Raw genomic sequence first — 25,650 nt, 5'->3', positions numbered from 1 at the left:
CCCTCGGCCACGCCCCGGCCGCTGAGGTCCGGTCTCTGGCCGCACGGGTCAGTTCCCGCAGCTCAGCGCCTGCATACGGTTCCTCCACCACCCGTGAACGGGACGACCGAGGAGGCAGGCTCGTGAAGGAAGACAGCCAGTTGGACACGTGTGTGATCGGGGCGGGGCCTGCCGGGCTGGCCATGGCCAGGGCCCTGGCGGAGCGGAACCTGCCGTACACGCATCTGGAGCGGCACACCGGGCTCGGCGGTATCTGGGACATCGAGAACCCGGGCGGCCCGATGTACGAGTCGGCCCACTTCATCTCCAGTCGGACCCTGTCGGGCTTCGGCGGTTTCCCGATGCCGGAGCACTTCGCGGACTATCCGCCGCACCGCCAGATCCTGTCGTATCTGCGGTCCTTCGCCGACGCCTACGGGCTGAGCGACCGGATCGAGTTCGGTGCCGCGGTGGAGAGTGTGGAGAAGAACGCGGACGGCACCTGGACGGTCGTCCGGGCCGACGGGCGCGAGAGTCTGCACGGGCAGGTCGTGGTGTGCACCGGCTCGCAGTGGCACCCCAACATCCCTGAGATTCCCGGTGCGTTCGGTGGCGAGGTCCGGCACACCGCCGGCTATCGCAGCGCGGAGGAGCTGCGCGGCAAGCGGGTGCTGGTCGTGGGTGCGGGGAACTCCGGCTGCGACATCGCGTGCGACGCGGCCCGTACGGCGGACCACGCGGTGATCAGCATGCGGCGCGGGTACTGGTTCATCCCGAAGCACCTGTTCGGGCGGCCGGTGGACACGATCGCCAACAGCGGGCCGCATCTGCCGATGTGGCTGGCGCAGCGGGTCTTCGGCGGACTGCTGCGGATCGTCAACGGCGATCCGACCCGCCTGGGTCTGCAGAAGCCGGACCACAAGCTCTTCGAGACGCACCCGGCCATCAACTCGATGCTGATCCACCACCTCCAGCACGGCGACATCACCGCCCGGCCCGGCATCGCGCGCGCCGAGGGCAGCACCGTGCACTTCACGGACGGCACGAGCGACGACGTCGACCTGATCCTGTTGGCGACCGGCTATGTGCACAGAGTGCCGGTCGCGCAGCGGTACTTCGGGGACGAGCAGCATCCCGACCTGTATCTGTCGTCGTTCTCGCGCGAGCACCGGGGCCTGTTCGGGATCGGGTTCGTGGAGACCAACTCCGGCGCGTACCAACTCTTCGACAGCCAGGCGCAGTTGATCGCCGGGTATCTCAACGACACGCGTCACGGTCTGCCCAACGCCGAGCGGTTCACGCAGATGATCCGCGCCGAGCGGCCCGACCTGTCCGGCGGGCTGAAGTTCGTCGACTCGCCCCGCCACACCGGCTACGTCGACAGCGGGGCGTTCGTGAAGTACCTCGGCAAGGTCGCCCGCCAGATGGGCTGGCGCACCGAGGGCCAGGCACCGCCGGTGCGGTCCGCGCGCCGCGTGGAGGCGACGGCATGAGCCGGTTCGACTTCACCGACAAGGTCATGCTGGTGACCGGCGGCGCGGGCGGCATCGGCAGCGCGCTGTGCCACCGCTTCGCCGCGGGCGGTGCGCGCTGTGTCGTGGTCGACATCGACGGGGCCCGTGCCGAGAAGGTGGCCGCGGAGCTGCCCGGCGCCGGGCACACGGGCATCGGCTGCGATCTGCTCCAACGCCCTGAGCTGGAGCGGCTGTTCGAGCACGTCGCCGAGATCTACGGGCGTCTCGACGTGCTGGTGAACAACGTGGGCATGACCAGCTCGGAGCGTTTCGACGTCCGCAGCGTCGAGAGCATCGAGCGGGAGATCGCCCTCAACCTGACCTCCCCGCTGGTCGCCACCCGGATCGCGATCCCCCTGCTGAAGGCCTCCCGGGACGCCCGCGTGGTCACCACCGTCTCCCTCGGCGGGATCTTCCCGCTGGGCGAGACCCCGATCTACACGGCGTCCAAGTTCGGGCTGCGCGGCGCGATGCTCGCCATCGGCCTCGATCTGCGGGGCAAGGGCATCCTGGCCGGGTCGGTGCTGCCCTCGGCGACCGACACCCGGATGCTGCGCCAGGAGGCCGTGGACGGCGGCAACTCCATGCAGTTCCAGGACCAGCCGCAGCAGCCCGCGAACGTCGTGGCGGCCGTCGTGAGCCTGCTGGACAGGCCCCGTCTGGAGGCCTACCCCCGGTCAGGCGAGTCGCGGCTGGTGCGGTGCGCCATGCTCGTACCGAACCTGCTGCCCAGGCTCTTCCCTCTGTTCCGCAGGCGCGGCGACCGCGGCATGGCCCGCTATCTGGAGGAGCTCCGCAGCCGCGGTCTGGCCCGACAGACCGACGGACGCTGGGAGTTGGTGGAGGAGGCATGACCACGAACGACACGCTGCACGTCGTCAACCCCGCCACCGGGGAACCGCTCGCCACCCTCCCCGCCGCGAGCGCCGACGACGTCGCCAAGGCCGCCGAACAGGCCCGTCGCGTCCACGACTCCGGGGTGTGGTCGCGGCTTCCGGTCCGGGACCGGAGCGCCGTACTGCTCCGCCTCGCCGACCTGATGGGACGCGACGCCGAGATCCTCGCCAAGCTGGACAGCGAGGACGCGGGCAAGCCCATCACCGAGTGCCGTACGGGGGACGTGCCGGGCGCGATCGAGTCGGTCCGCTGGTTCGCCGAGGCGGCGGACAAGGTCTTCGGCCGGGTCGCGCCGGGCGGACCCGACGGTCTCGGTCTCGTCACCCGTGAACCGGTCGGTGTCGGGGCCGCGATCCTCCCCTGGAACTACCCGCTGGCGATGGCCAGTTGGAAGATCGGCCCGGCCCTCGCCGGCGGCAACTGCCTCCTGCTGAAACCGGCCGAGGCGACCCCGCGCTCGGCCCTGCACCTGGCCGCGCTCGCCACCGAGGCCGGCCTGCCGGAGGGTGTGCTGACCGTCCTGCCCGGCTACGGCGAGGAGGCCGGAGCGGCCCTCGCGCACAACCCCCTCGTCCGGGCCCTCTCCTTCACCGGCTCCACCGCGACCGGCCGCCACATCCTCAAGGCCGCCGCCGACAGCAACTTCAAGCGCGTCTCGCTGGAGATGGGCGGCAAGAGCCCCCAGATCCTGATGCCCGACGCGCTCTCCTACGGCGACGAGCTCATCGACGCCATGATCGAGGCCGCGTTCCTGACGATGGGGCAGAACTGCACCGCCGGTTCACGGGTGTTGGTGCATCACAGCATCGCCGAGGAGGTCGTGGAGCGGTTCGTCGCGGCGGCGCGGGAGCTGGTCATCGGCGACCCGGCCGACCCGCGCACCCAGCAGGGACCGCTCATCGATCGCGCCGCCCTCGACCGGGTCGCGGGCGCCGTGGATGCCGCGCGGGCGGCCGGGGCCCGGGTCCACACCGCGGGACTCCCCCACGGGCTGCCCGCGTACGGCGCCTACTACCCGCCCACCGTGATCACCGACGCCCCGGCCGAAAGTGCCGTACTCACAAGGGAGTTGTTCGGTCCCGTGGTCACCGTCGAGACCTTCGGCCCGGAGGAGGAGGCGGTGCGGACGGCCAACGCCACCGAGTACGGGCTCGCCGCCTCCGTGTGGACCCGTGAGCTCGACACGGCGCTGCGGCTGGCGCGGGGCATCGAAGCGGGTGTGGTCTCGGTGAACGCGTACAGCGAGGGGGACATCACCACGCCCTTCGGGGGCTGGAAGCAGTCCGGGTTCGGTGGCGCGGAGAAGTCGACGAACGCCTTCGACCAGTGGACGCGGGAGAAGACGGTCTGGATCCGCACCCGTTGACCCGGGCAGCGTGCGAACGCGGCCTGGACATACGCCTGTTGACCAGGTCACTCGCGGTGCCCCGCCGCTCCGAGGAGGCGCTCCCGCAACTGGACCGGTGAGGCGCCGTGCCAGCGGCGCACCGCGCGGCGCAGGGCCCGTTCGTCGGAGAATCCGGCGCTGCGGGCGATCTCCCGCAGGGTCAACTCCGGGCGCAGCAGCAGTTGTTCGACGCGTTCCCGGCGTACGCCCTCGGCCAGTGCCTCGTACGTCGTGCCGCAGTCGGCGAGTCTGCGGCGCAGGGTCCGCTCGCTCGTCGCGTGCCGTCGGGCCTGCTCGCCGAAGGACGGGATGACCGGGAGGCTCTGCGCGACGGACACCTCCAGCACTTCGAGGAGATCCTGCTGGTCGGTGCGGGAGGCCAGTTGGGCGTCGAGGGTCTCCAGGGTCGAGGCGTACGTCACCGGGTCCCGGCCGGGCATCCGGGCGCGGGCCCACGCGGGGTCGATGACGATGCGGTCGGCCGGGGCCCGGAAGCGGACCGGGCAGCCCAACAGGGCGCCGTACAGCTCGCGTTGGCGGGGTGGCGGCGCGGAGAACTCGACCACGCGCGGGGCGAAGTCCGGGCCGACGGCCAGCCGGGACAGGGTGATCACGGAGGCGAAGCCCTCCTCGATCAGGAAGGACGCCACGCTCGGGTCGACGGCGGGGTCGGGCAGGTCGGCGCGCAGGACGAAGGCGCCGTCCTCGCCGAGTCCGGTCGACCACACGGTCATCGCGCCGGAGAGGTTCTGGTAGTTCACGCCGGTCTCGATGGCGTGCCGAAGCGTGTCGTCGGCCAGCAGCGCGAAGCCGAGCAGGCCCCACGCGGTCAGGTGCTGCGCCGCGCCGACCCGCAGACCCAGCCGCTCGTCCCCGGTGAGTTCCACCGCGCGCCGGATCACCGCGCTGCCCTGCCGGTACGACACCCGTAGCGCGGCGGAGCGCATGAGCGTCTCGTCCAGGCCGACCTCGCTGAGCAGAGGCCGTAGGTCGATGCCGCGTGCGTCGGCGACGATGACGAGATAGCGCAGGATGTTCGGCTGGATCGTCGCGGACGTGCTGCGGCTGGTCCCGGGCGGGTCGGCCGGGGCGGGGGCAGGAATCATCGCGGTCACCTCCTCGTGGGCGACCACCGTAAGCATGCGGGCGGCACCGGTCGCCCGCGCTGGCCGCCGAAGTCCCCTCAACGGCCCCCGACGTCCTGCGTCCGCCCCGTCACGGCTGACTACGGTCTGTGCATGTCAGTCAGTACTCCGGACCGGGCCCGGGTCGGGCGCTCCGCCGACCGGGCCGGTGCCCGAAGGGCGACGACCCTCGCGTTCGCCGCGCAGGGTATGTCCGTCGCCGCCGTGTACACAACCGTCCCCGCCGTCACCGAACACCTCGGGCTGTCCCCGCTCCTGACCACCGGCACGCTGGTCGGAGTGGCCCTGACGGCGGGCGTCGGCAGCTTCCTGGCGCTGGCCGCGGTCCGCGTCGCCGGCCCCGTCGCCACGGTGCGCGGGGCCCTGCTCACGGCCGCCGTCGCCCTCACGCTGATCGGCTGGGCCCCTGGCCCGCAGACCGTCATCTGCGCGTACGTCCTCTTCGGCCTCGCCGCCGGTGGCCTCGACGTCGGGATCAATACGCGGGCCGCCGCGATCGAACGCGCCTACGGCCGTAGCGTCTTCGGGTCCTTCTTCACGGCCTGGAGCGTGGGCGGTGTGCTCGCGGCCCTGCTCACCGCCGGGGTGGCACAACTGGACCGGCCGGTGGGCGACGGGCTGGCCGTGCAGGCGGGCGTCCTGCTGGTCGTCGCGGCCTGCCTGCGCACACACGCGCTTCCCTTCTCCCCTCCCTCTCAAGAGCCGTCCGCGCAGCCGCCGTTGGGGCGCCGACTGTGGCTGCGGCTCCTCCCCTTCGGGCTGGTCCTCCTCGTCGTCTACGTCGTGGACTCGACCGTGTCGGCCTGGTCGGCGGTGTATCTGCGGGGGACCCTCGGCGCGTCGCTGTCGGTGGCGCCGATGGCGTACGCGGCGTACCAGGCCGGTACGGTCGTCGGCCGCGCGACCGTGGACAAGCTGGTGCAGCGGGTCGGGAGCGTCGCCGTCGTCCGTACGGCGGCCCTGGTCGTGGCGGGCGCGCTGGTGGGCATGGCCGCGGCTCCGAGCTGGCCGTTCGCCGTGCTCGCGGCGGGCGGGGTGGGGTTGGGGGCCTCGGTGCTGGCCCCGCTGTGTCTGGCCTCGGCCGCGCGGCTGCGGCCCGCCGCCTCGGAGACGGTGCTGGCCCGGCTGAACCTCTTCAACTACGCGGGCGTCGTCACCGGCGGCGCGGTGAGCGGACTGCTCGGTTCCACCGGCGAGTTCCGGCTCGCGTACGCCGCTCCGGCCGCCCTGGCGGTGCTCGTCCTGACCGCCGCCCGCCACTTCACCCGGCCACCGGAGACATCCGGGGCGTAGCGGACAAGCCAGGCGATGGGCGGGATATGGCCAGTCCATGGGCCGACGGCAATCGGTCGTTCAACCGCCGCTGCCAGCGTCGCGCCCATGAACACTCCTCGTATGGGCCTTCCCGACCGGCTCGCCGACACCCTGAGCATGCCCGAGCAACACGAGTACCTCCGCCGCGCCTTCTCCCGTCGCGGTCTGCTGCGCGGTGGCGCGGTCGCCGCCACCGGTGTCGCCCTCGCGGGCGGCGGCGGTGTCGCGGCGGCGGCGACGCCCACGCCGGTGCCGGCTTCCACCACGTCCACCGTGCACGGTTCGCTGGTCGCGCCGTTCGGCCGGCATCTCGCCTACGGCGCCGATCCGCAGACCCAGATGCGGGTGTCGTGGCAGGTGCCGCTGCCCGTCCGCACACCGTTCCTCCGGATCGGCAGAAGCCCCCTCGACCTGAGCCACCGCATCCCGGCGGAGGTACGCGACCTGTTCACTCCCACCGGGATCGGCAAGAGCGCCGACATCGACCAGTACTACGTGCACGCGGCACTGGACAACCTGAGCCCCGACACGACGTACTACTACGGCGTCGGCCACGACGGCTTCGACCCCGCCGACGCGGGCGCCGCGCACACGATCTACTCCTTCACCACCGCTCCCCGCACGCACAGCACCCGGCCGTTCACCTTCACCGCCTTCGGTGACCAGAACCCGAGTTACACCTCGATCGGCCTCAACGCCCTTGTCCAGGCGCAGAGTCCGGCGTTCCATCTGCACGCGGGCGACATCTGCTACGCGGAGGAGACCGGGCACGGGCTGCCCGGGGACGCGAGCAACTACGACGCCCGCCAGTGGGATTCGTTCCTGGCGCAGATCGAGCCGCTCTCCAGCCGGGTGCCGTGGATGGTCGCGTTCGGCAACCACGACATGGAGTCCTGGTACTCCCCCAACGGCTACGGCGGCAACGAGGCCCGTTTCACCCTGCCCGGCAACGGTTTTGACGCCGCGTCAGCTCCCGGCGTCTACTCCTTCGTGCACGGCAACGTGGGCGTGGTGTCGGTCGACGCGAACGACGTGTCGTACGAGATCCCCGCCAACATCGGCTACACCGGCGGCAAGCAGACCGCGTGGCTCGACAAGCGGCTCACCGAACTCCGGGCCCGTGCGGACGTCGACTTCATCGTCGTCTTCCACCACCACTGCGCCTTCTCCACCACCAGCTCGCACGCCTCCGAGGGCGGGGTGCGCGAGCAGTGGGTGCCGCTGTACGAGAAGCACCAGGTGGACCTGGTGGTCAACGGCCACAACCACGTCTACGAGCGCACCGACCCGGTCGTCCAGGACAAGGCCGTACGGACCCTGCCGATCGGCGGCACCCACGAGCCGACCCGTGGCGGTGTCGTGTACGTGACGGCGGGCGCGGGCGGCGAGAGCGTGTACAGCTTCCCGGTGGCCGACAGTTACGAGGGCCACGAGGACGCGGTCGACTCGGTGCCGACGTACTGGACGGGCAAGGACGGCAAGGTCACCGAGAACGTGGACTGGTCCCGGGTCCGTTACACCGGCTACTCGTTCATCCGCGTCGACGTCGCCCCCGCGGCCCCCGGCCGCACGACGACCCTCACGGTACGGGCGCTGGCCGCGACCGGCGCGGAGGTCGACCGGTTCACGGTCTCCCGCAAGGTCGGGAAGGCCGGGCACACCTCCTAGCAGAACGTGGCGCGGCGGCCACCGGCGTGTTGCCGGTGGCCGCCGCGGCGCGTCCGGACGCGGTCCCTTCAGGACCTTCCCCGTATCTCCCGGCGCTGTTCTTCGACACCCTTGCCGCGTTCACCTTCGCCAAGGACGAGTTCCCGGCCCGGAAGTCGTTGTTCGGGATCCTGGCGGCGACATATATGATTCCGGGCCAACTGTCGCGCGTGCCGCAGTTCGTCACGATGGCCGAGTTCGGCTGAGCCGGTTCGCTCAAGGCCCTTCGGAACACCTCCGGGCACGATCCCGCTGATCGTGGTGTTCCCGGGTGCCGCGAGGACGCGATCGGAAATGCCGTGAATGCCTCTTCACCCCGCGCCTTATTTGCGACAAAGCGGCTTTCTTCTCGCCTTCTGTCGTCCGGGCCCGGGGAGGTGTCGCGCACGCCGTGCGGAGATGTCCGCACGGGATATGCCGGAACTCTTTTGACTGCGCTATATTTCACGCCTCAACTCCCTTTGCTCGCAGGCGATTTCCTCACTCCCCGCCTTCCGCGAATTCATTGCGTCTCAGGCCGGTTCCGTCCGTTTCCCCTTCCGTGACACGCCTCACCGAAAGCCTCCACTCCGTGGCCATCACCCTGCACGAGGACCGGCCTCCGGCCGGTCGCCATGCAGCCGTTCCGTCCGGCAGTCTGTTCCGACGGATCTACGCACCCCGTACCAGCGACGCCCTGGCGTTCTCGATGGCGACGTACGCCATGCCCTTGCTGGTACTGGCGATCACCCGCTCCTCGTCGCTGACGGGTCTGGCGTTCGCCCTGGAGTGGACACCGCGGATCGCCGCGTTCGTCCTGGCCGGCAAAGTGGTGGACCGGCGCGGCGCGGCGATCGTGTGCTTCCTCGCCTCGCTGCTGCGGTCCGTGGTGCTGGCCGGGGCGGCCGTCGCGCTGGCGATGCTGCCGCGGGGCACCGCGGAGACGGTGACCGTGCTGGTGCTGGCCGCGGTGACCGGCACCCTCACCCAGTTCAGCTTCGTGGCCAACGAAGCGGTGGGCGCGATCGTCACCAGACGGGCGGAGAACCGGCCCCACGGAGTGCAGTCGGTCCTCATCGGCATCGACCAGACGGCCATGCTCGTCGGCCCCCTGCTCGCGGGCTTCCTGCTGCTGGTGGGACCGGGCTGGATGCTCGGATGCCTGACGGCGCTGTCCCTGCTGGCGGCCGTGCTCGGCCTGCAGACCCCGCCGACCCCGCTGCGGTCCGCCCGCCCGGACGGCGAGCGGACACCGGGCAGTCTGCGGACGGGGCTGCGGATGCTGCACAAGGTTCCCGCGCTGCGCTGGCTGGTGGCGGGCCTGGCCTGTTCCAATCTCGCGCTGGGTCTGCTCCAGTCGGCCAGTCCCGTGATCGTGGTGCAGAACTTCGGCCGTTCCTCCGCCGACGTCGGCACGCTGTGGTCCGCCGCCGCTGCCGCGACCCTGCTGGCGATCACGTGCTGCCGGCTCGCCCTGAGCCGTGTCGACCTGTGGGGGGTGGGGGTGGTGTGCGCGACGTTCGCCTCCGCGGCCTGTCTGGCACTCCCCCAAGCCCCGTCCTACGCCGCCTATGTGGTCCTCATAGCGCTGTTCATGGCGGGCGACGGCGGCCTCACCGTGGTCCTGCGCACCCTACGCTCGCTGGTCATCCCCGCGACGGCCTTCGGCACCACGCTCTCCCTGACCATGCTGCTCCTGCTGCTGCCCTTCCCGGTGGCCGGCATCCTCGTCGCCGTCACCCCACCGACGCACCTGAACACGGTCGTCCTGTGCTGCGCCCTCGTCCAGGCGGCCGCCCTGGCCATCACTTTCGTACGCCTGCGCGACGAGCCGACGCTACGCGCGTCCGCCGACCGGCCACCCCACACGATGCTCCCCAACGAGCCGTCGACCGGGCCGCGTTGAGCCTGCGGCAATGCTGGGGGACGCGCGCCGGGCGGGTGTGCGGGCCCGCGCGGTGCCGATCGACCTGAACCCGAGGACTCCCGGCCGGGACGCGATGGATCCCGCGCGCGCCATTCCCCGATCCCGACTCGGCGGCGGGAGAGGCGCGCTCACTTGGACCGGTCCGACGGACACCGCCCCGCAGCCGCGAACACCTCAACCAGCCGCCGGGAACCGCGGGTTCACCATCGCGGCAGCCGCAGCTCGTAGTCGGGCCGGACCCGTCGCAGGTAGGCGGTGTCGTTCCGGTCGTGCCTGCCCGAGTCCAGGTACAGCCGGTGCAGGCGGTCGAGGGCGTCGTGGTCGAGTTCCACGCCGAGGCCGGGGCCGGTCGGGACGGTGACCGTGCCGTCGCGCAGTCCGAGCACGCCGGGGACGACGATGTCGTCGGCCGAGTTCCACGGGTAGTGCGTGTCGCAGGAGTGGTCGAGGTTGGGGACGGTCGCCGCGACATGGGTCATGGCGGCGAGGCTGATGCCCAGGTGCGAGGTGGAATGCAGGGACAGGCCGAGCCCGAACACCTCGCAGACGACGGCCAGTTCGCGGGTCCTGCGCAGTCCGCCCCAGTAGTGGTGGTCGGCGAGGAGGACCTGGATCGCGCGCTGCTCGATCGCGGGCCGCAGATGCTCCCAGGCGATCACGCACATGTCGGTGGCGAGCGGGAGCGGTGACTCCTTCGCGACCCGCGCCATGCCGGGGACGGTGGCGGTCGGGTCCTCCAAGTACTCGAGGACGCCGTCCAGTTGGCGGGCCACGTACGCCGATGTCTCCGGCGTCCAGGCCGTGCCGGGGTCCAGCCGCAGCGGCTGCCCGGGGAAGGCCTCGGCCAGTGCCCTGATCGCGGCGATCTCCTCGTCGGGCGGGAAGACACCGCCCTTGAGCTTGAACGACCGGAAGCCGTACCGCTGTTGCATCAGCCGGGCCTGCTCGACGATCCCGGCCGGGTCCAGCGCCTCGCCCCAGTCGTCGGCCACCGCGGGTCTGCCGTCGAGGGCGGGGTGTTCGGCCCATTTGTAGAAGAGGTACGCGGCGAAGGGCACGGTGTCACGGACCTTGCCGCCGAGCAGGTCGCTGACCGGCCGGCCGAGCAGCTTGCCCTGGGCGTCGAGGCAGGCCACCTCGACCGCCGAGGTGGTCCAGCCGCGTTCGTGGGAGTCGGCGACGGTCGGCCGCAGGGCGGCGTCGATCGCGGTGACGACGGCCGTCGTGTCGAAGACGTCCAGACCCACGACGACCTTCGCCGCCGCCTCAAGTCGCTCCAGGCGGACCGTGCCGCCCGTGGACTCGCCGAGGCCCACGGTGCCGTCCTCCAGCAGGAGTTGGAGGACGCACCGCAGGGCGAGCGGCTCATGGACGCCGTCGGAGTTGAGAAGGGGCGGGTCACGGAAGGCGATCGGGGTGACGATCAGCTCGCGGATCCGGGTTCCTGCCGTACTGCTCATGCGCCCAGCGCCTCCAGGCCATGGCCGATCGATTTCACCGGCATCCTGCCCCGCTCCGACAGCCCTCAGTCGCCCCTCAGGCCCAGGCCGTCACGGGCACGAACGAGCTGTCCGTCCGGAAGAGGTCCGTGCCGTCCGTCGGGTCCACCCTGAGTTGGTAGTTGTAGTGGCGCAGGTAATAGCCGGGGTAGTTGTACGACTCGAAGCGCAGCGCACCGGTGGTGCTGCCCGTGCGGGCGTAGAACGTGGCGTCCTTCGCGAACGTCGCCGTGCCGTCGTCGGCGTCGAAGCGGCCCCGGAAGTCGTAGTGGCGCAGGTAGTTGCCCGCGCTGTCCCGGCAGGAGAAGCCCGTCGAGTCGGCGAGGCCCGCGACGACGGTGAACGTGGACGCCTGCTTCAGGGCGGTGGTGCTGGAGCTGGTCACCACCGGCAGGTTGAGCAGGGCGGACACCTCCTGCCAGTAGCGGGTGGTGTAGTTGGCGGACCGGAAGGAGCGGGTGACGCCGGTCGCGAGGCTCGGGCCGCCGGACACCGTCTCCTTGATGACCGTGAAGTGGCGTGCCGTACCGGAGAGGGTGGTCAGCGCGGTCGGCGCGGACCAGGTGGCGAAGGTGTCGTAGCTGTCGCTGTAGTAGTAACTCCCGTCGCCGTAGCCGTCGAAGAAGATCCGCCAGCCGCCGTTGTCGAGCTGCACCACCGAGGGGCCCTCGCGGTAGCTGCCCCAGCCGGCCCAGTCGCCGGTCTTCGAGATCGTGTAGGGGCCGGTGAGGCTGGTGGCGGTGGCGTACTCGATGTACTTCGCCGTCTCGTTCTTGGTGAAGGCGTGGTAGGTCGAGCCGATCCGCACGATGTACGTGTCGATGTGGTTGGAACCGATGCCGGACAGGGCGACCGGTGAACTCCACGTCGTCAGCGCGGAGTTGGTCGCCTTCAGCCGGTACGGCGTGAAGATCCACTCGTCGTCGGTGGTGGAGCAGGACACGATGACGTTGACACTGCCGTCGGCGTCGACGAACCACTCGGGGGCCCAGGCGCGGGACAGGTCGGTGATCGGGACGGTGTAGTCGTACAGGAACGTCCAGTCGACCCGGTCGGTGCTGCGCGCGAAGCCGATGGTGGTGCTGACGTCCTCCCAGGTGTGGGTGGTGTACGTCAGGTAGTAGGAGCCGTCGGTGTGCCTGAACACGCTGGCGTCGCGGATGCGGTTGCTCGGCGGGGTGTAGGCGGAGGCCTGGACGAGCCGGAAGTCGGTGGCGTCGTCGGACTGGTAGACGTTGACGGTGCCGTCGTCGCTGTTGAGGAACGGGACGATGGTGTAGCGGGTGGCGTAGCCGGCGGCGGGGGCGGCGGCCAGGGCCGTGCCGAGCAGTCCGGGGGTCTCGGCCACGGCGAGTGCCGAGACGGGCAGGGCGGCCAGCGCGCGCAGCAGGGCACGGCGGGACGGCGTGGGGGGACGTGTGGTCACGGGCGGCTCTCCCGAAAACTCGATGGTTCGCTATGTCGAACATGGTTCGCCAAGTCGGTCAGAAGGTAGGGGTGGGGCAGGAGTACGTCAATGCTTTGCGCAGTGCTGGGTGATCTCTGTGGGAAGCCTGTCGCGAAGGCCGAACCACCTGCTCCCCAGGGCAAGTTGCCGCATCCGCACCATGCCGGGCGCCCGGACGTTACCGTTCGGTAGACCACGTGCTCCAGGAGGTGCCCGCCATGACGCCCGACCGTTCCGCAGGCCTGGCCGAGTCCGCCCGGGCACTGGCCGCCGGGGAGGTGACCGCACGGGCGCTGACCGAGCGGGCCCTGGCCCGGATCGAGTCGACTCAGGCCTCCCTGAACGCCTTTCGGATCGTACGGAGGGAAGCGGCGCTCGCCGAGGCCGACGCGGCGGACCGCGAACTGGCCGCCGGAGTCCGCACGTTGCTGCTCGGCGTGCCGGTCGCCGTCAAGGACGACACGGACGTGGCGGGCGAACCGACCGCGTTCGGCTGTCGGGGCGAGTTCCCGCCGGTGGCCGAGGACGGCGAGGCGGTACGGCGGTTGCGGGCGGCCGGTGCCGTGATCGTCGGGAAGACGAACACCTGCGAGTTCGGCCAGTGGCCGTTCACCGAGGGGCCCGCGTTCGGCGCGACCCGCAATCCGTGGAACTCCCTTCATACGCCCGGGGGTTCGTCGGGCGGTTCGGCGGTGGCGGTCGCCGCGGGACTGGTCCCGGCGGCGCTCGGCTCGGACGGCGCGGGTTCGGTGCGGATCCCGGCCGCCTGGACCCATCTCATCGGCGTCAAACCGCAGCGCGGCCGTATCTCGACCTGGCCGCGCGGCGAGTCCTTCCAGGGCATCACGGTCAACGGCACCCTCGCGCGCACGGTCGCGGACGCGGCCCTGCTCCTCGACGCGGCGAGCGGCAACCACGCCCAGGACCCGCACCGGCCGCCCGCACTGCGGATGTCCGAGGCGGTGGGCCGCGACCCCGGCCGCCTGCGCATCGCGCTCTCCCTGCGGCCGCCGTTCACCGCGCTGCCGGCCGAACTGCGACCGGAGGTGCGGGCCAGGGTCCTCGAACTCGCGGAGAAACTGGCCCGGTTGGGCCACACGGTAGTAGAGGACGATCCGCCCTACGGACAGATCGGGTTGGCCTTCGTCCCCCGCGCCACCGTCGGTCTCGCCGAGCGGGTCCGCGAGGCACCGCACCCCGAACTCCTCGACCGGCGCACCCTGGACGCCGCCCGCCTGGGCCGACGGCTCGGCGGGGCCCCGCTGCGGGCGGCCCGGCGCGCGGAGGCGACCCTGCACGACCGGTTCGGCGCGTTCTTCGGGAGGTACGACGCGGTCCTCGCGCCGACAACAGCCGCTCCCCCGCCCGCTGTTGGCGCGCTGCTCGATCTGAGCGGCCTGGCCACCGACCGCGCGATGATCGCCGCCTGCCCCTACGCCTGGCCGTGGAACGTCCTCGGCTGGCCCGGTGTCAACGTCCCCGCGGGTTTCGTGGCGGGCGGACTCCCGGTCGGCGCCCAGTTGTTGGGCCCGTCGCACAGCGAACCCCTCCTGCTGTCGCTGGCCGCCCAGTTGGAGGCGGAGCTGCGCTGGCACGAGCGGTGGCCGGAGCCGATCGGCACGGATTCCCCGGCGGCACAGTCCAGTTCGGCCCGTACCCTGTGACCATGGAGGACGCTTCGATGGTCGGGCTGATGGGGCGGGTCACCGGGACGGTCGGGCCCGGGCTCGTCGGCGAGGTGATCGTCCGGGTACGCGGCGGCGCCGAGCACTTCCTCGCGTACGCCGCCACCGGCAAGGGCCGGATCGAGCAGGGGACCGTGGTGATGGTGGTGGAATACCTACCGCCACGCACCGTGTACGTAACAGAGGCATACGACAGTTGAGCGTCCCTACCAGCAGGTGAGAGCTGCTTCAAGGCCGTTCGCGTCAACCTTGCAACAAGGATTAGTCAACGTCTGTACCCCGGTGTCGCGCAGGCGCACACTCCCTTCGTTCGGTGCCGTAAGTGGCACCATCACAAGGGGGCGAATGCCGATGGTTGTCGGCGTCGTAGCGGGACTGGCGGTTGCCGCCGTCCTCGTACTGATCGGTCTGTTCAAGTCGATGTGGCGGGTCGCGGAGCCGAACGAGGCACTCATCATCTCGGGCTCCAAACACCGTACCGAAGGCCTCGAGCCGGGCATGGGATTCCGTATCGTCACCGGGCGCGGCACGCTGGTGCTGCCCGGCGTGCAGGCGGTGCGCAAGCTCTCCCTGGACCTGAACGAGACAGAACTGCATGTGGACTGCGTGACCACCCAGGGGATTCCGCTCAGGGTGCGGGGCGTGGTCATCTTCAAGGTCGGCGACGACTTCGTGTCGATCGCCAACGCGGGGCGTCGTTTCCTCGATCAGCAGAAGCTGATGTCGGAGCGGGTGCACAACGTCTTCGCCGGTCATGTCCGGTCCATCGTGGGCGGGTTGACGGTCGAGGACATGATCCGCGACCGGGACAAGCTCACCGGCCAGACCCGGGCCGCCTGCGGCTCGGAGATGGAGAAGCTGGGTCTGATCGTGGATTCGCTGCAGATCCACGAGATCGAGGACCCGACGGGGTACATCAAGAACCTGGCGATGCCGCACGCGGCGGCCGTGCAGCGGGACGCGCGGATCGCGCAGGCGGAGGCGAACCGGCGCGCCACGGAGGCGGAGCAGGCCTCGTTCGCGCGGATGGCGGAGGCCACCCGGGACAGCGAGATCCTCCAGGCCGGTTACCAGGCCGAGCGGGACAAGGCGGCGGCGGAGGCGCAGCAGGCCGGTCCGCTCGCGGACGCGGCGGCCCGGCAGGAGGTCGTGGTCCAGGAGACCCGGGTCGCCGAACTCGAGGCGCAGCGGCGGGAACAGCAGCTCCAGGTGGACGTCCGCAAGCCGGCGGACGCGAAGGCCTACGAGAAGCGCACCCTCGCCGAGGGCGAGCGCGACGCCCGGATCTCGGGGGCCCAGGCCAAGGCGAAGGAGGTGGAACTGGCGGCCGCCGCCGAGGCGACCCGGGTCAGGGCGACCGGTGAGGCCGAGGCCGCCGCCGTACAGGCGAAGGGTCTCGCGGCGGCCGAGGCCACCAGGGCCAAGGGGCTCGCCAAGGCGGAGGCCATCAAGGCGCGGGCCGCGGCCCTCGCCGAGAACCAGGAGGCCGTGGTCGCGCAGCAACTGGCCGAGAACTGGCCGGAGATCGTGAAGGCCGGCGCGTCCGCGTTCGGGAGCGTCGACAACATGGTGGTCCTCAACGGGGCCGACGGCATGGCGGAGATGCTCACCAAGGCGCTCACCATGGGCGGCACGGGCCTCGGGCTGGCCCGCCAACTGCTGGCCTCGATGAACCAGAACGGCCAGACCCCGAGCGGGACTTCGGCCCTGAACGGGAGCACGGCACCGCCGTCGCAGAGGGTGCCGGTGGAGAAGGACGAGAAGTGATCGTCTGACGGCGCCCGGCGTCCGCGGTCACGGAGGCACGTTCTAAGGTGCCTCCGTGACCGCGTATACCGATGAGAACGTCCCGGGCCGTTTCGGCCCCTCCGCCACCACCGAGGCCGACCCGCGCGAGGTCGGCAAGGTGCGTACCGAGTACTCCCCCGCGCACGACGGCGACCCGGACCCCGGTGAGATCGTCTGGACCTGGGTGCCGTTCGAGGAGAACGACGGCCGGGGCAAGGACCGTCCGGTCCTCGTCGTGGCCCGTGAACCCGGCGGGACCGTGCTCGCCGTCCAGCTCTCCAGCAAGCGGCACGACGGCGACCGCGAGTGGGTGGCGATCGGCAGCGGCCCGTGGGACAAGTCCGGCCGCGACTCGTGGGTCGACGTCGACCGCGTCCTGCGTCTGCACGAGGACGGCATGCGGCGCGAGGCGTGCGCGATCGACCAGATGCGCTTCAACCTCGTCCGCCACCGGCTGCACGAGCGCTACGGCTGGACCTGAGCGGCCGGCTCAGGAGCTGAGCGGCTAGCTCTGGAGCTGGGGCTCAGGAAACGCTCGTACGAAGGCGTCCCGGACCGTGGCACCCGGTGTGCGGTCCAGGACGCCGAACACCACGTGCTCGAAGGCCCCGGCGAACCGTCCGCCCGGCCCGAGCAGCGCGCGGAAGGCGCCCGCGACCTGCGCCGGGTCGTTCTGGAACACCCCGCAGCCCCAGGCGCCCAGCACCAGCCGCCGGTAGCCGTGCGCCACGGCCGTCTCCAGCACCCGCTCCGCCCGTACGGCGATGGCCCGCGGCAGCTCGGCCGCGCGCTCCGGTGTCGTCCGCAGCACGACTCCGGCGTTCGGCGCGGCGGCGGTCAGGAAGCCGGCGGCGTACGGCTCGTCCAGGAGCCGGCCCTTGTCGTCCCGGAAGACGGGGACGGCCGGTGAGTGGATGACCCGGTCCGTGTAGAACGGATCGCGGTGGGCGCGGTGGTGGTCGTAGAAACCGCGGGCCTCGAGCAGGCACGTGTACAGCGCGGAGGCGCGGCACAGGGCCTCTTCCTGGGCCTGTGCGCCGTTGAGGAAACCGCCGCCGGGGTTGCGGGCGGAGGCGAAGTTCAGGACGGCCACCGGGCCGGTCAGGCGGCGGGCGGCCTCCAGGCTGCTCTCGCCGGTGACCTCGAAGACCGTCGGCACGGGCGGGAACGACGGTGTCCGCACCGCTTCCGGCCCGTACAGGCGCGTGCCCGCGCGGGCCGCCTCGGTCTCCGCGGCGATGGACACCTCGTGCCCGTCCGCCGCGCGGTAGCCCCCGGCGGCCACGATCTGCCCGGTCTGCTGCGCGATACCGCGCAGACGCGCGCTCATGGCCCAACCCCCGTGTACGCCATGAGTGCGCGCCCCGCGATCTCCCCCGTGCTCTCCCCCGTCGTGCTCATACCTGCATCGTGAGCGATGCTGGTCGTGTGGTGCAACGGAGTTTCCGAGCTCAGCGAACGGCCGGAGAACCGGAGATTACCGATCCCTAACGTGGCAATACGCACCCTTGTGCGACCAGCCGCGAGGGTCTTGGGTGGTACGAGTGTGCCGGCCCGGGCCCAACCGAAACCGGGCCGGTGGCATGGTGGAATCTCAGGAGGATCCCGACATGTCCGATACGGCAAGTGACTGTAGCGACTGTACCGAGCCCGCCGTCGCGGTCACCGAACCCGAGGTGGAGGCCCTGGTCAAGGGCATCTGCTTCAAGACCGGCCCGCCCCGCACGCTCGGGGTCGAAGTGGAATGGCTCGTCCACGAGCTGCGTCTGCCGCAGCTCCCCGTGACACCCGAACGACTCGAAGCGGCCTATGCCGCACTGAAGACCGTGCCCCTGAGGTCGGCGCTCACTGTCGAGCCCGGCGGCCAACTGGAACTCAGTTCGTCGCCCGCCGCCTCCCTGATGGAGTGCATCGGTTCCGTCTCCGAAGATCTGGACGCCGTCCGCGCGGTGCTGCGCCGCGACGGCCTGGGCCTGGTCGGCGTCGGCCACGATCCCTGGCACCCGCCGCGCCGGTTCCTGCACGAGCCGCGCTACGACGCGATGGAGCGCTGCCTCGACCGCACCGGCCCCGCCGGCCGCCGCATGATGTGCACCTCGGCGTCCGTGCAGGTGTGCCTGGACGCCGGCCACGAGGAGCCGGGTCCGCTCGGCCTCGGGCGGCGCTGGTGGCTCGCCCACCAACTGGGCGCGGTCCTGGTGGCCGCGTTCGCCAACTCCCCGCTGGTCGGCCGCAGCCCGACCGGCTGGCGCTCCACCCGGCAGTTGATCTGGATGGAGATCGGCCCCGGCCGGGCGGGCGGGCCTTCGCTGGACGGGGAGCCGCGCGGCTCCTGGACCGACCACGTCCTGGACTCGCCGGTGATGTGCATACGGCAGGACAGCGGCCCGTGGGAGGTCCCGGAGGAGCTGACCTTCCGGGAGTGGATCAGGTCGGGGTCGCCGAGGCCGCCGACCCGCGAGGACCTCGACTACCACGTCACGACCCTGTTCCCGCCGGTCAGACCACGCGGCCATCTCGAACTGCGCATGATCGACGCGCAGCCCGGGGACGACGGCTGGATCGTGCCGCTGGCCGTGACGACGGCGCTGTTCGACGACCCGGAGGCCGCCGAGACGGCGTACCGCGCCGTGAAGCCGCTGGCCGAACGGACCCAGGGGCTGCCCGCGCCGCACAACCCGCTGTGGATCGACGCGGCCCGCTACGGCCTGTCCGACCCGGAGCTGCACGAGGTCGCCCTCGTCTGCTTCGCGACGGCGCTGGAGGCCCTGCCCCGGCTGGGTGCCACCGCCGAGGTCACGGACGCCGTCCGCGCGTACTTCGACCGTTATGTCGTCCGGGGCCGCTGCCCCGCCGACGACCTGCTCGACCGCGTGCGGGGCACGGACAGCCGCCCGCACGGGAAGGACATCCGCACATGACCGACGCCGACACCGCCGCCGACACGTCCGCTGACATCGATATCGAGGCGCTCCGACAGCGGGCGTTGACCACCCTGACCACGGCCCGGGACCGCACCACGCTCCTGACGAGCTGCGTGGACGAGCCCGAACTCACCGCCCAGGTCTCGCCGTTGATGTCCCCGCTGGTCTGGGACCTCGCGCACATCGGCAACCAGGAAGAACTGTGGCTGCTCCGCGCCGTCGCCGGCCGGGACGCGATGCGGCCCGACATCGACGGCCTCTACGACGCGTTCGAGCACCCGCGCTCCGAACGCCCCTCGCTGCCGCTGCTGCCGCCCGCGGAAGCCCGGCAGTACGCGGCCGAGGTGCGCGGCCGGGTGACGGACGTACTGGAGAGCCACGCCTTCCGCGGGACGCGGCTCACCGACATGGGTTTCGCCTTCGGGATGGTCGCCCAGCACGAACAGCAGCACGACGAAACGATGCTGATCACCCATCAGCTCCGCACGGGCCCGCAGGCGTTGACCGCCCCGGACCCGGAACCGGTACCGCTGTACACCGGCCCGGCCGAAGTCCTCGTCCCCGGCGGCCCGTTCACCATGGGCACCTCCAGCGAGCCGTGGGCCCTGGACAACGAGAAGCCCGCGCACCGGCGGGAGGTGGCGCCCTTCCACATCGACACCACACCGGTCACGAACGGCGCGTATCTGGCGTTCATCGAGGACGGCGGCTACGACGACCCGCGCTGGTGGACGACGGAGGGCTGGGCGCACATCCGCCGCAACTCCGTCACGGCGCCCGGGTTCTGGCGCCGGGAGGCGGGCCAGTGGCTGCGCCGCAGGTTCGGTGTCACGGAGGCCGTACCGCTCGACGAGCCGGTGGTGCATGTCTGCTGGTACGAGGCCGATGCCTACGCCCGCTGGGCCGGACGCCGGCTGCCCACCGAGGCCGAGTGGGAGAAGGCGGCCCGCCACGACCCGACGTCCGACCGCTCGATGCGCTACCCGTGGGGCGACGCCGACCCGGCACCCGAGCACGCCAACCTCGGCCAGCGCCACCTCCGCCCGGCCCCCGCCGGAAGCTATCCGGCGGGCGAATCACCGCTGGGCGTACGGCAGTTGATCGGTGACGTGTGGGAGTGGACGTCGAGCGACTTCCTGCCCTACCCGGGGTTCAAGGCGTTCCCGTACAAGGAGTACTCGGAGGTGTTCTTCGGCCCCGAGTACAAGGTGCTCCGGGGCGGTTCGTTCGCCGTGGACGAGGTGGCCTGCCGGGGCACGTTCCGCAACTGGGACTATCCGATCCGGCGGCAGATCTTCTCCGGCTTCCGTACCGCCCGCTCGGGGGCCGTCTGATGTGCCGTCACCTGGCGTACCTGGGACCCGAGGAGCCGCTCGGCCGGCTCCTCGTGGACCCCGCGCACAGCCTGTACCGCCAGTCCTGGGAGCCCCGTCGGCAGAAGCACGGGACGGTCAACGCCGATGGTTTCGGGGTGGGTTGGTACGCCGAGGGCGACCCGGTGCCGGGCCGCTACCGGCGGGCCGTACCCATCTGGGGCGACCAGTCCTTCGCCGACCTCGCACGCGTGGTCCGCTCGGGGGCGCTGCTGGCCGCCGTACGGGACGCGACGTTCGCGGGCGCCGACGGGGAGGCCGCGGCGGCGCCGTTCGCCACGGGCCCCTGGCTGTTCAGCCACAACGGCGCCGTCACCGGCTGGCCCCGCACGCTCGCCGCGCTGGCCCAACGCCTGCCCCCGGTGGACCTGTTGTCGATGGAGGCCCGCTGCGACTCCGCGTTCGTCTGGGCCCTGGTCCTGAACCGGCTCCGGGCGGGCGACGAGGAGGGCCAGGCACTGGCCGACACGGTGGCGGAGGTGGCCCATGCCGCCCCCGGCTCCCGGCTCAACCTCCTTGTCACCAACGGCGAGTCGATCGCCGCGACGGCCTGGGGCGACACCCTCTGGTACCTCTCGGAGCCCGGCCGCCGCACGGTCGTGGCCTCCGAGCCCTACGACGACGACCCGCACTGGCAGGAGGCCCCCGACCGCACTCTGCTCACCGCGACCCGCACCGAGGTTCTCCTGACCCCCCTGAAAGACCTGGCACCCGCACCATCGAAGGAGCCCCGTACGTGAGCCCGTTCCTTCTCACCCGCACCCTGCCCGAGGACGCCACCGACGCGGCCCTGCGCGCCGACGTCCTGGAGGGCCTCACCCGTACCCCGAAGACACTCCCGCCGAAGTGGTTCTACGACGCCCACGGCAGCGAACTCTTCGAGCAGATCACCGAGTTGCCCGAGTACTACCCGACCCGTGCCGAGCGGGAGATCCTCGTCGACCGGGCCGGAGAGATCGCCGCCGCGACCGGCGCCCGCACGCTCGTCGAGCTGGGCTCCGGCTCCTCGGACAAGACGCGGCACCTGCTCGACGCGTTCACCGGCCTGGCCGTGTACGTCCCCGTCGACGTCAGCGAGAGCGCGCTCACGCAGGCCGGGCACGCCCTCGTCGAGGAGCGCCCGGGCCTGAACGTGCACGCCCTGATCGCCGACTTCACCGGCGACCTCACCCTGCCGGAGACACCGGGCCCCCGGCTGCTGGCGTTCCTCGGCGGCACGATCGGCAATCTGCTCCCGGCGGAGCGCGCCACGTTCTTCGCCGGTCTCCGGGCCCTGCTCTCCCCCGGCGACGCGCTGCTGCTCGGCACGGACCTGGTCAAGGACGAGCAGGTCCTGGTGAGGGCGTACGACGACGCGGCCGGGGTGACGGCCGCGTTCAACAAGAACGTCCTGACCGTGGTCGACCGCGAACTGGGCGCCGACTTCGACGCCGCCGACTTCGACCACGTCGCCCTCTGGGACGCCGACAACGAGTGGATCGAGATGCGGCTGCGGTCCCGCACGGACCAGACCGTGAAGATCCCGGCGCTCGATCTCGCCGTCGACTTCGCGACGGGTGAGGAACTCCGCACGGAGATCTCGGCGAAGTTCCGCAAGGAGGGCGTGCGGACCGAACTCTCCACTGCGGGACTCGAGTTGACCCACTGGTGGACCGACCGGGAGGGACGCTTCGCGCTGTCACTGAGCGTGGTGCGCTGACATCGGGTGACGGGCCGTCTCGCGCACTGCCGCGCCTTGGGGCACGGTGGAGTGACGCGTGACGCGCCCGTCACGGCCGAGAGGAGTACCCGCATGTCCGAGCACACGTACCGGGTCACCGAGATCGTCGGCACCTCTCACGAGGGCATCGACCAGGCCATCCGCAACGGCGTCGCCCGCGCCGCGCAGACCCTGCGCAGCCTCGACTGGTTCGAGGTGACGCAGGTCAGGGGCCAGATCGAGAACGGGCGGATCGAGCACTACCAGGTCGGTCTGAAGGTCGGTTTCCGCATCGAGGACGAGGACTGACCTCCGTAAGGACGAGAGCCCTCAGGTCCGGCCCTCCCCCTCCTGCGCCGCCTCCAGCGCGGCGGAGGGGGCGGTCCAGCGGGCCCGTACGACCCTGAACCCGGCTCGTTCGGCGTCGTCGCAGACCAGCTCGTCGTCGTCCACGAGGACCCGGATCTCGCGGTCGCGGGCGAGCCGCTTCAGGATCTCCAGCTTGGTGCGCCGGGCTGGCCTGCGGTCGTCGTTGCGCCGCATGAAGACCCGCCCGTCGGGCAGCCCCTGCGCGGCGAGCCAGGCGAGCGTGTCGCGCCGGCAGCGCTCGGGCCGCCCGGTCAGATAGACGACCTCGCACTCCTCGGCGCACTCCAGCGCCAGCGCGACGCCCTCCGCCAACGGCGGGTCCTGCGGCGCGGCACCGAAGAAGCCGTCCCAGTCGCGCGGCTTGTTCTCCAGGAACCGCTGCCGGTGCGCCGTATCGGCGAGGGTGTTGTCGAGGTCGAACACGGCGAGTGGCCGCCCGCTGTCTGCTGTCACCGGGCCACCTTAGGCGGACAGCGGGACCCCCTTCCCACGCTCCGGAGGCGTGGCCTCATGCTTTTGGCATGTCTGCCGCCACTCCCGCTCCCCGTACCTTCCTGATCGGCGCCGCCCGCGAGCGCCCCTGCACCCTGGTCGTCTGCCGGGGCTGCTGCTGCGGCGACCCGCGCAAACACCCCGGCACCGACCATGCCTGGCAGCTCGAACGGTTGCGGTCCGGCGCCGCCGAGCACGGTTTCGCCGTCCGTACGACGGACTGCCTGGGCCCCTGCGACCAGGCCAACGTGATCGTCGTCCAGCCGTCGGCCGCGGGGCGCCGGGCCGGTGGGCGGCCCACCTGGGTGGGGTTCGCGATGGACGACGACTGCACGGAGGAAGTGCTGGAGTGGGCGGCGGCGGGCGGGCCGGGGCTCGCGGAGCCGCCGATCACGCTGGAGCTGCAGTTCATCGACCCGCCACGGGACGCACGCGTCCGGTCCCGGCGGTGAGAGCCCGGCCCGGTCGGGGGAATGCCGGAGGCTCCCCGGCGTTGAACCCGATGTGAGTTCCGTGATCGCCTCGACCCCCTTCTCCGTCCTCGACCGCTCCCGCACCCGCGAGGGGCATCCGCCCGCGGAGGCGCTGCGCGACACCGTGCGGCTGGCGCGGGAGGCCGAGGAGCTGGGCTATCACCGGTTCTGGGTGTCGGAGCACCACGGCGTGCCCGGGGTCGCCGGTTCCGCGCCGACCGTGCTGGCCGCCGCCGTCGCCTCGGCCACCCGGAGCATCCGGGTCGGCACGGGCGGGGTGATGCTGCCCAACCACCAACCCCTGGTCGTGGCCGAGCAGTTCGGGGTCCTGGAGGCGCTGTTCCCCGGCCGGATCGACATGGGACTCGGCCGCTCGGTCGGCTTCACCGACGGCGTGCGCAAGGCGCTGGGCCGCGACAAGGACGACGCCGACGACTTCGCCGGACAGCTCGACGAACTCCTCGGCTGGTTCCGGGGCACCTCGCCCACCGGCGCGCACGCACGCCCCTCCGAGGGCCTGAGCGTCCCGCCGTTCGTGCTCGCGATGGGCGAGGGCGCCGACATCGCGGCCCGGGCCGGCCTGCCGATGGTGATCGGCGACCTCCGCAACCGGGACAAGATGCGGCGCGGCATCGACCACTACCGCGCAAGCTTCCGGCCCTCCCCGTGGGCCCCGGAGCCGTATGTCGTCATCTCGGGGACGATCGCCGTGGCCGCCACCCCCGAGGCGGCCCGACGGCTGCTCGTCCCGGAGGCCTGGTCGATGGCGTACTCGCGCACGCACGGCACCTTCCCGCCGTTGCCGCCCGCCGAGCGCGTCGAGCAACTGGCCATGACCGACCGGGAGTTCGGCTTCTACGAGGCCGGGCTCACCGGACAGCTCGCGGGCACCGAGGAACAGGTGGCCCACGAGCTGGAGACGGTCCTGAAGGAGACGGCGGCCGACGAGGTCCTCGTCACCACCAGCACCTACGACCGCGAGGCCCTGCTGGACTCCTACCGGCGGCTCGCCTCGCTCATGGGGTGAGGACCATCCGGAAGCGGGCGGCTCCGGACAGCATCCGCTGATACGCCTCGCCTGCCTGCTCCAGGGGCACGGTCTCCACCATCGGGCGGATGCCGTGCAGGGCGCTGAAGTCCAGGGTGTCCTGCACGTCCTGCGCGGTGCCGGACGGGTGACCCCGAACCACCTTGGCGCTCATGAGCAGTTGGAGCGGGCTGATCCCCAACGGCGCGTTGTCCGCCCCGATGACGACCAGCTCGCCGCGGTGCCTCAGCCCTTCCACGGTCGCGGTGGCGGCACCGGCGTTGCCCGCCGTGGCGAGGACGACCTTGGCACCGCCCAACGCCCGCAGCGCCTCCGCGACTTCGGTGCCCGCCGTGCTGTCGACGTAGTGGTGCGCGCCCAACTGCTTGGCGAAGTCGGCCTTTTCGGGACCTCGTGCTATCGCCACGGTCTCGAATCCCATGGCCGCCGCGTACTGCACGCCCAGGTGCCCGAGGCCACCGAGTCCGAGTACGGCCACCAGGTCGCCCGGCCCGGCCGAACTGCGGCGCAGTCCGTTGAACGTGGTCACGCCCGCGCACCCCATCGGCGCGGCGGCACTCGCCGGCAGTGCTTCGGGGATCCGGGCGAGCGCGTCGACCGGCGCCACGGTCAGCTCCGCGAAGCCTCCGTCGTACGCCCAGCCGGGCACCTTGAGGTTCTCGCAGACGATGAAGTCGCCCTGTCTGCACGGGGTGCAGTAGCCGCAACTGCCGCCGAACCAGCCGACGGCCACCCGGTCGCCGACCCGCCAGCCGCGGTCCGCGGCGCCCTCGCCGAGCGCGTCGATGTGCCCGGCGATCTCGTGCCCGGTGACCAGCGGGAACTGCACGCCCGGCACTCCGGCGTTCACGAAGAAGGTGTCGCTGTGGCAGATCCCGCAGGCTTCCACGGCGATCCGCACATGGCCCGGGCCGGGCTCCGGTACGTCCCGCTCGACGACCGTGAACTCGCCGCCGGCCGCGCCCACTTGCGCGACTCGATAACTGCTCATGCCTGTCTCCCTG

The 25,650-nt window shown here is 71.6% G+C and carries 24 protein-coding genes; 18 read left to right on the top strand and 6 right to left on the bottom strand.

The features are described from left to right. Positions 1 to 152: 152 nt before the first annotated feature. From OG223_RS46525 to OG223_RS46515, 3 genes are read left to right on the top strand one after another with little or no spacing between them, the layout of a single operon-like run. Positions 153 to 1,472, top strand: a complete 1,320-nt coding sequence (locus tag OG223_RS46525; RefSeq protein ID WP_329265834.1) for a flavin-containing monooxygenase — start codon at positions 153 to 155, stop codon at positions 1,470 to 1,472. Then, a complete protein-coding gene (locus OG223_RS46520; protein WP_329262900.1) occupies positions 1,469 to 2,347 on the top strand; it encodes an SDR family NAD(P)-dependent oxidoreductase in 879 nt (292 codons plus the stop codon). Before OG223_RS46525 ends, OG223_RS46520 begins: the two co-directional genes overlap by 4 nt. Further along, positions 2,344 to 3,756, top strand: coding sequence for an aldehyde dehydrogenase family protein (locus OG223_RS46515; protein WP_329262898.1), 1,413 nt, complete (start codon positions 2,344 to 2,346; stop codon positions 3,754 to 3,756). The genes OG223_RS46520 and OG223_RS46515 overlap by 4 nt, the downstream gene beginning before the upstream one ends. 47 nt (positions 3,757 to 3,803) lie before the next feature. On the opposite strand, the gene OG223_RS46510 is transcribed toward OG223_RS46515, so the two are convergent. Then, positions 3,804 to 4,883, bottom strand: a complete 1,080-nt coding sequence (locus OG223_RS46510) for an AraC family transcriptional regulator (protein ID WP_329265833.1) — start codon at positions 4,881 to 4,883, stop codon at positions 3,804 to 3,806. A gap of 132 nt (positions 4,884 to 5,015) precedes the next feature. On the opposite strand from OG223_RS46510, the gene OG223_RS46505 reads away from it, so the two are divergent. The 4 genes from OG223_RS46505 to OG223_RS46490 all read left to right on the top strand — a co-directional run bounded on the left by OG223_RS46505 (position 5,016) and on the right by OG223_RS46490 (position 9,828). After that, positions 5,016 to 6,215, top strand: coding sequence for an MFS transporter (locus OG223_RS46505; protein ID WP_329262896.1), 1,200 nt, complete (start codon positions 5,016 to 5,018; stop codon positions 6,213 to 6,215). A gap of 87 nt (positions 6,216 to 6,302) precedes the next feature. Next, entirely contained in the window at positions 6,303 to 7,904 is a 1,602-nt protein-coding gene (locus tag OG223_RS46500) for a purple acid phosphatase family protein (protein ID WP_329262894.1), read from the top strand. Between the two features lie 35 nt (positions 7,905 to 7,939). Continuing rightward, on the top strand, positions 7,940 to 8,149 hold the full coding sequence (locus tag OG223_RS46495) for a hypothetical protein (RefSeq protein WP_329262892.1): 210 nt from the start codon (positions 7,940 to 7,942) through the stop codon (positions 8,147 to 8,149). Positions 8,150 to 8,514: 365 nt separating this feature from the next. After that, entirely contained in the window at positions 8,515 to 9,828 is a 1,314-nt protein-coding gene (locus OG223_RS46490; protein WP_329262890.1) for an MFS transporter, read from the top strand. 221 nt (positions 9,829 to 10,049) lie between these two features. Here OG223_RS46490 and OG223_RS46485 read toward each other — a convergent pair whose 3' ends face one another. Together OG223_RS46485 and OG223_RS46480 are read right to left on the bottom strand one after the other, a co-directional pair. Continuing rightward, on the bottom strand, positions 10,050 to 11,309 hold the full coding sequence (locus OG223_RS46485; protein WP_329262888.1) for an enolase C-terminal domain-like protein: 1,260 nt from the start codon (positions 11,307 to 11,309) through the stop codon (positions 10,050 to 10,052). A gap of 76 nt (positions 11,310 to 11,385) precedes the next feature. Beyond that, positions 11,386 to 12,774 carry a glycoside hydrolase family 43 protein gene (locus OG223_RS46480; protein WP_329262886.1) on the bottom strand — a complete coding sequence of 463 codons (1,389 nt, stop codon included), beginning with the start codon at positions 12,772 to 12,774 and terminating at the stop codon, positions 11,386 to 11,388. Between the two features lie 239 nt (positions 12,775 to 13,013). Here OG223_RS46480 and OG223_RS46475 point away from each other — a divergent pair, with 239 nt between their 5' ends. From OG223_RS46475 to OG223_RS46460, 4 genes are all read left to right on the top strand, one after another. After that, positions 13,014 to 14,459, top strand: a complete 1,446-nt coding sequence (locus tag OG223_RS46475; protein ID WP_329262883.1) for an amidase — start codon at positions 13,014 to 13,016, stop codon at positions 14,457 to 14,459. A 2-nt stretch (positions 14,460 to 14,461) separates the two neighbouring features. Further along, on the top strand, positions 14,462 to 14,680 hold the full coding sequence (locus OG223_RS46470; protein ID WP_329262881.1) for a hypothetical protein: 219 nt from the start codon (positions 14,462 to 14,464) through the stop codon (positions 14,678 to 14,680). Positions 14,681 to 14,825: 145 nt separating this feature from the next. Continuing rightward, positions 14,826 to 16,247 (top strand): flotillin family protein, encoded by a 1,422-nt coding sequence (locus OG223_RS46465; RefSeq protein WP_329262879.1) that lies wholly within the window; start codon positions 14,826 to 14,828, stop codon positions 16,245 to 16,247. A 55-nt stretch (positions 16,248 to 16,302) separates the two neighbouring features. After that, complete coding sequence (locus tag OG223_RS46460) at positions 16,303 to 16,749, top strand: type II toxin-antitoxin system PemK/MazF family toxin (protein ID WP_329262876.1); 447 nt, start codon at positions 16,303 to 16,305, stop codon at positions 16,747 to 16,749. Positions 16,750 to 16,773: 24 nt separating this feature from the next. Here OG223_RS46460 and OG223_RS46455 read toward each other — a convergent pair whose 3' ends face one another. Beyond that, entirely contained in the window at positions 16,774 to 17,598 is an 825-nt protein-coding gene (locus tag OG223_RS46455) for a TIGR02452 family protein (protein WP_329262875.1), read from the bottom strand. Positions 17,599 to 17,878: 280 nt separating this feature from the next. Between OG223_RS46455 and egtA the strand changes: the two genes are divergently transcribed. The 5 genes from egtA to OG223_RS46430 all read left to right on the top strand — a co-directional run bounded on the left by egtA (position 17,879) and on the right by OG223_RS46430 (position 22,573). Then, positions 17,879 to 19,189 carry an ergothioneine biosynthesis glutamate--cysteine ligase EgtA gene (egtA, locus tag OG223_RS46450; RefSeq protein ID WP_329262873.1) on the top strand — a complete coding sequence of 437 codons (1,311 nt, stop codon included), beginning with the start codon at positions 17,879 to 17,881 and terminating at the stop codon, positions 19,187 to 19,189. After that, complete coding sequence (gene egtB, locus OG223_RS46445) at positions 19,186 to 20,526, top strand: ergothioneine biosynthesis protein EgtB (RefSeq protein ID WP_329262870.1); 1,341 nt, start codon at positions 19,186 to 19,188, stop codon at positions 20,524 to 20,526. The genes egtA and egtB overlap by 4 nt, the downstream gene beginning before the upstream one ends. After that, positions 20,526 to 21,305, top strand: a complete 780-nt coding sequence (egtC, locus tag OG223_RS46440; RefSeq protein WP_329262868.1) for an ergothioneine biosynthesis protein EgtC — start codon at positions 20,526 to 20,528, stop codon at positions 21,303 to 21,305. The genes egtB and egtC overlap by 1 nt, the downstream gene beginning before the upstream one ends. Further along, a complete protein-coding gene (gene egtD, locus OG223_RS46435; RefSeq protein ID WP_329262866.1) occupies positions 21,302 to 22,264 on the top strand; it encodes an L-histidine N(alpha)-methyltransferase in 963 nt (320 codons plus the stop codon). The genes egtC and egtD overlap by 4 nt, the downstream gene beginning before the upstream one ends. A 93-nt stretch (positions 22,265 to 22,357) precedes the next feature. Further along, a complete protein-coding gene (locus OG223_RS46430) occupies positions 22,358 to 22,573 on the top strand; it encodes a dodecin (protein ID WP_329262863.1) in 216 nt (71 codons plus the stop codon). Positions 22,574 to 22,594: 21 nt separating this feature from the next. Here OG223_RS46430 and OG223_RS46425 read toward each other — a convergent pair whose 3' ends face one another. Beyond that, positions 22,595 to 23,086, bottom strand: coding sequence for a phosphatase domain-containing protein (locus tag OG223_RS46425; RefSeq protein ID WP_329262861.1), 492 nt, complete (start codon positions 23,084 to 23,086; stop codon positions 22,595 to 22,597). A gap of 68 nt (positions 23,087 to 23,154) precedes the next feature. Between OG223_RS46425 and OG223_RS46420 the strand changes: the two genes are divergently transcribed. Beyond that, positions 23,155 to 23,577: a (2Fe-2S) ferredoxin domain-containing protein gene (locus OG223_RS46420; RefSeq protein ID WP_329262859.1), complete on the top strand. Its 423-nt coding sequence runs from the start codon at positions 23,155 to 23,157 to the stop codon at positions 23,575 to 23,577. Between the two features lie 52 nt (positions 23,578 to 23,629). After that, complete coding sequence (locus OG223_RS46415) at positions 23,630 to 24,625, top strand: LLM class flavin-dependent oxidoreductase (RefSeq protein WP_329262856.1); 996 nt, start codon at positions 23,630 to 23,632, stop codon at positions 24,623 to 24,625. Here OG223_RS46415 and OG223_RS46410 read toward each other — a convergent pair. Further along, positions 24,615 to 25,637 (bottom strand): alcohol dehydrogenase catalytic domain-containing protein, encoded by a 1,023-nt coding sequence (locus OG223_RS46410; protein ID WP_329262854.1) that lies wholly within the window; start codon positions 25,635 to 25,637, stop codon positions 24,615 to 24,617. The two genes, OG223_RS46415 and OG223_RS46410, sit on opposite strands and share 11 nt — an antisense overlap. Positions 25,638 to 25,650 lie beyond the last annotated feature (13 nt).

Origin of the sequence: Streptomyces sp. NBC_01478, from assembly GCF_036227225.1 — a bacterium.
Taxonomy (GTDB): domain Bacteria; phylum Actinomycetota; class Actinomycetes; order Streptomycetales; family Streptomycetaceae; genus Streptomyces.
This window is presented reverse-complemented; position numbering and strand designations above follow the sequence as displayed.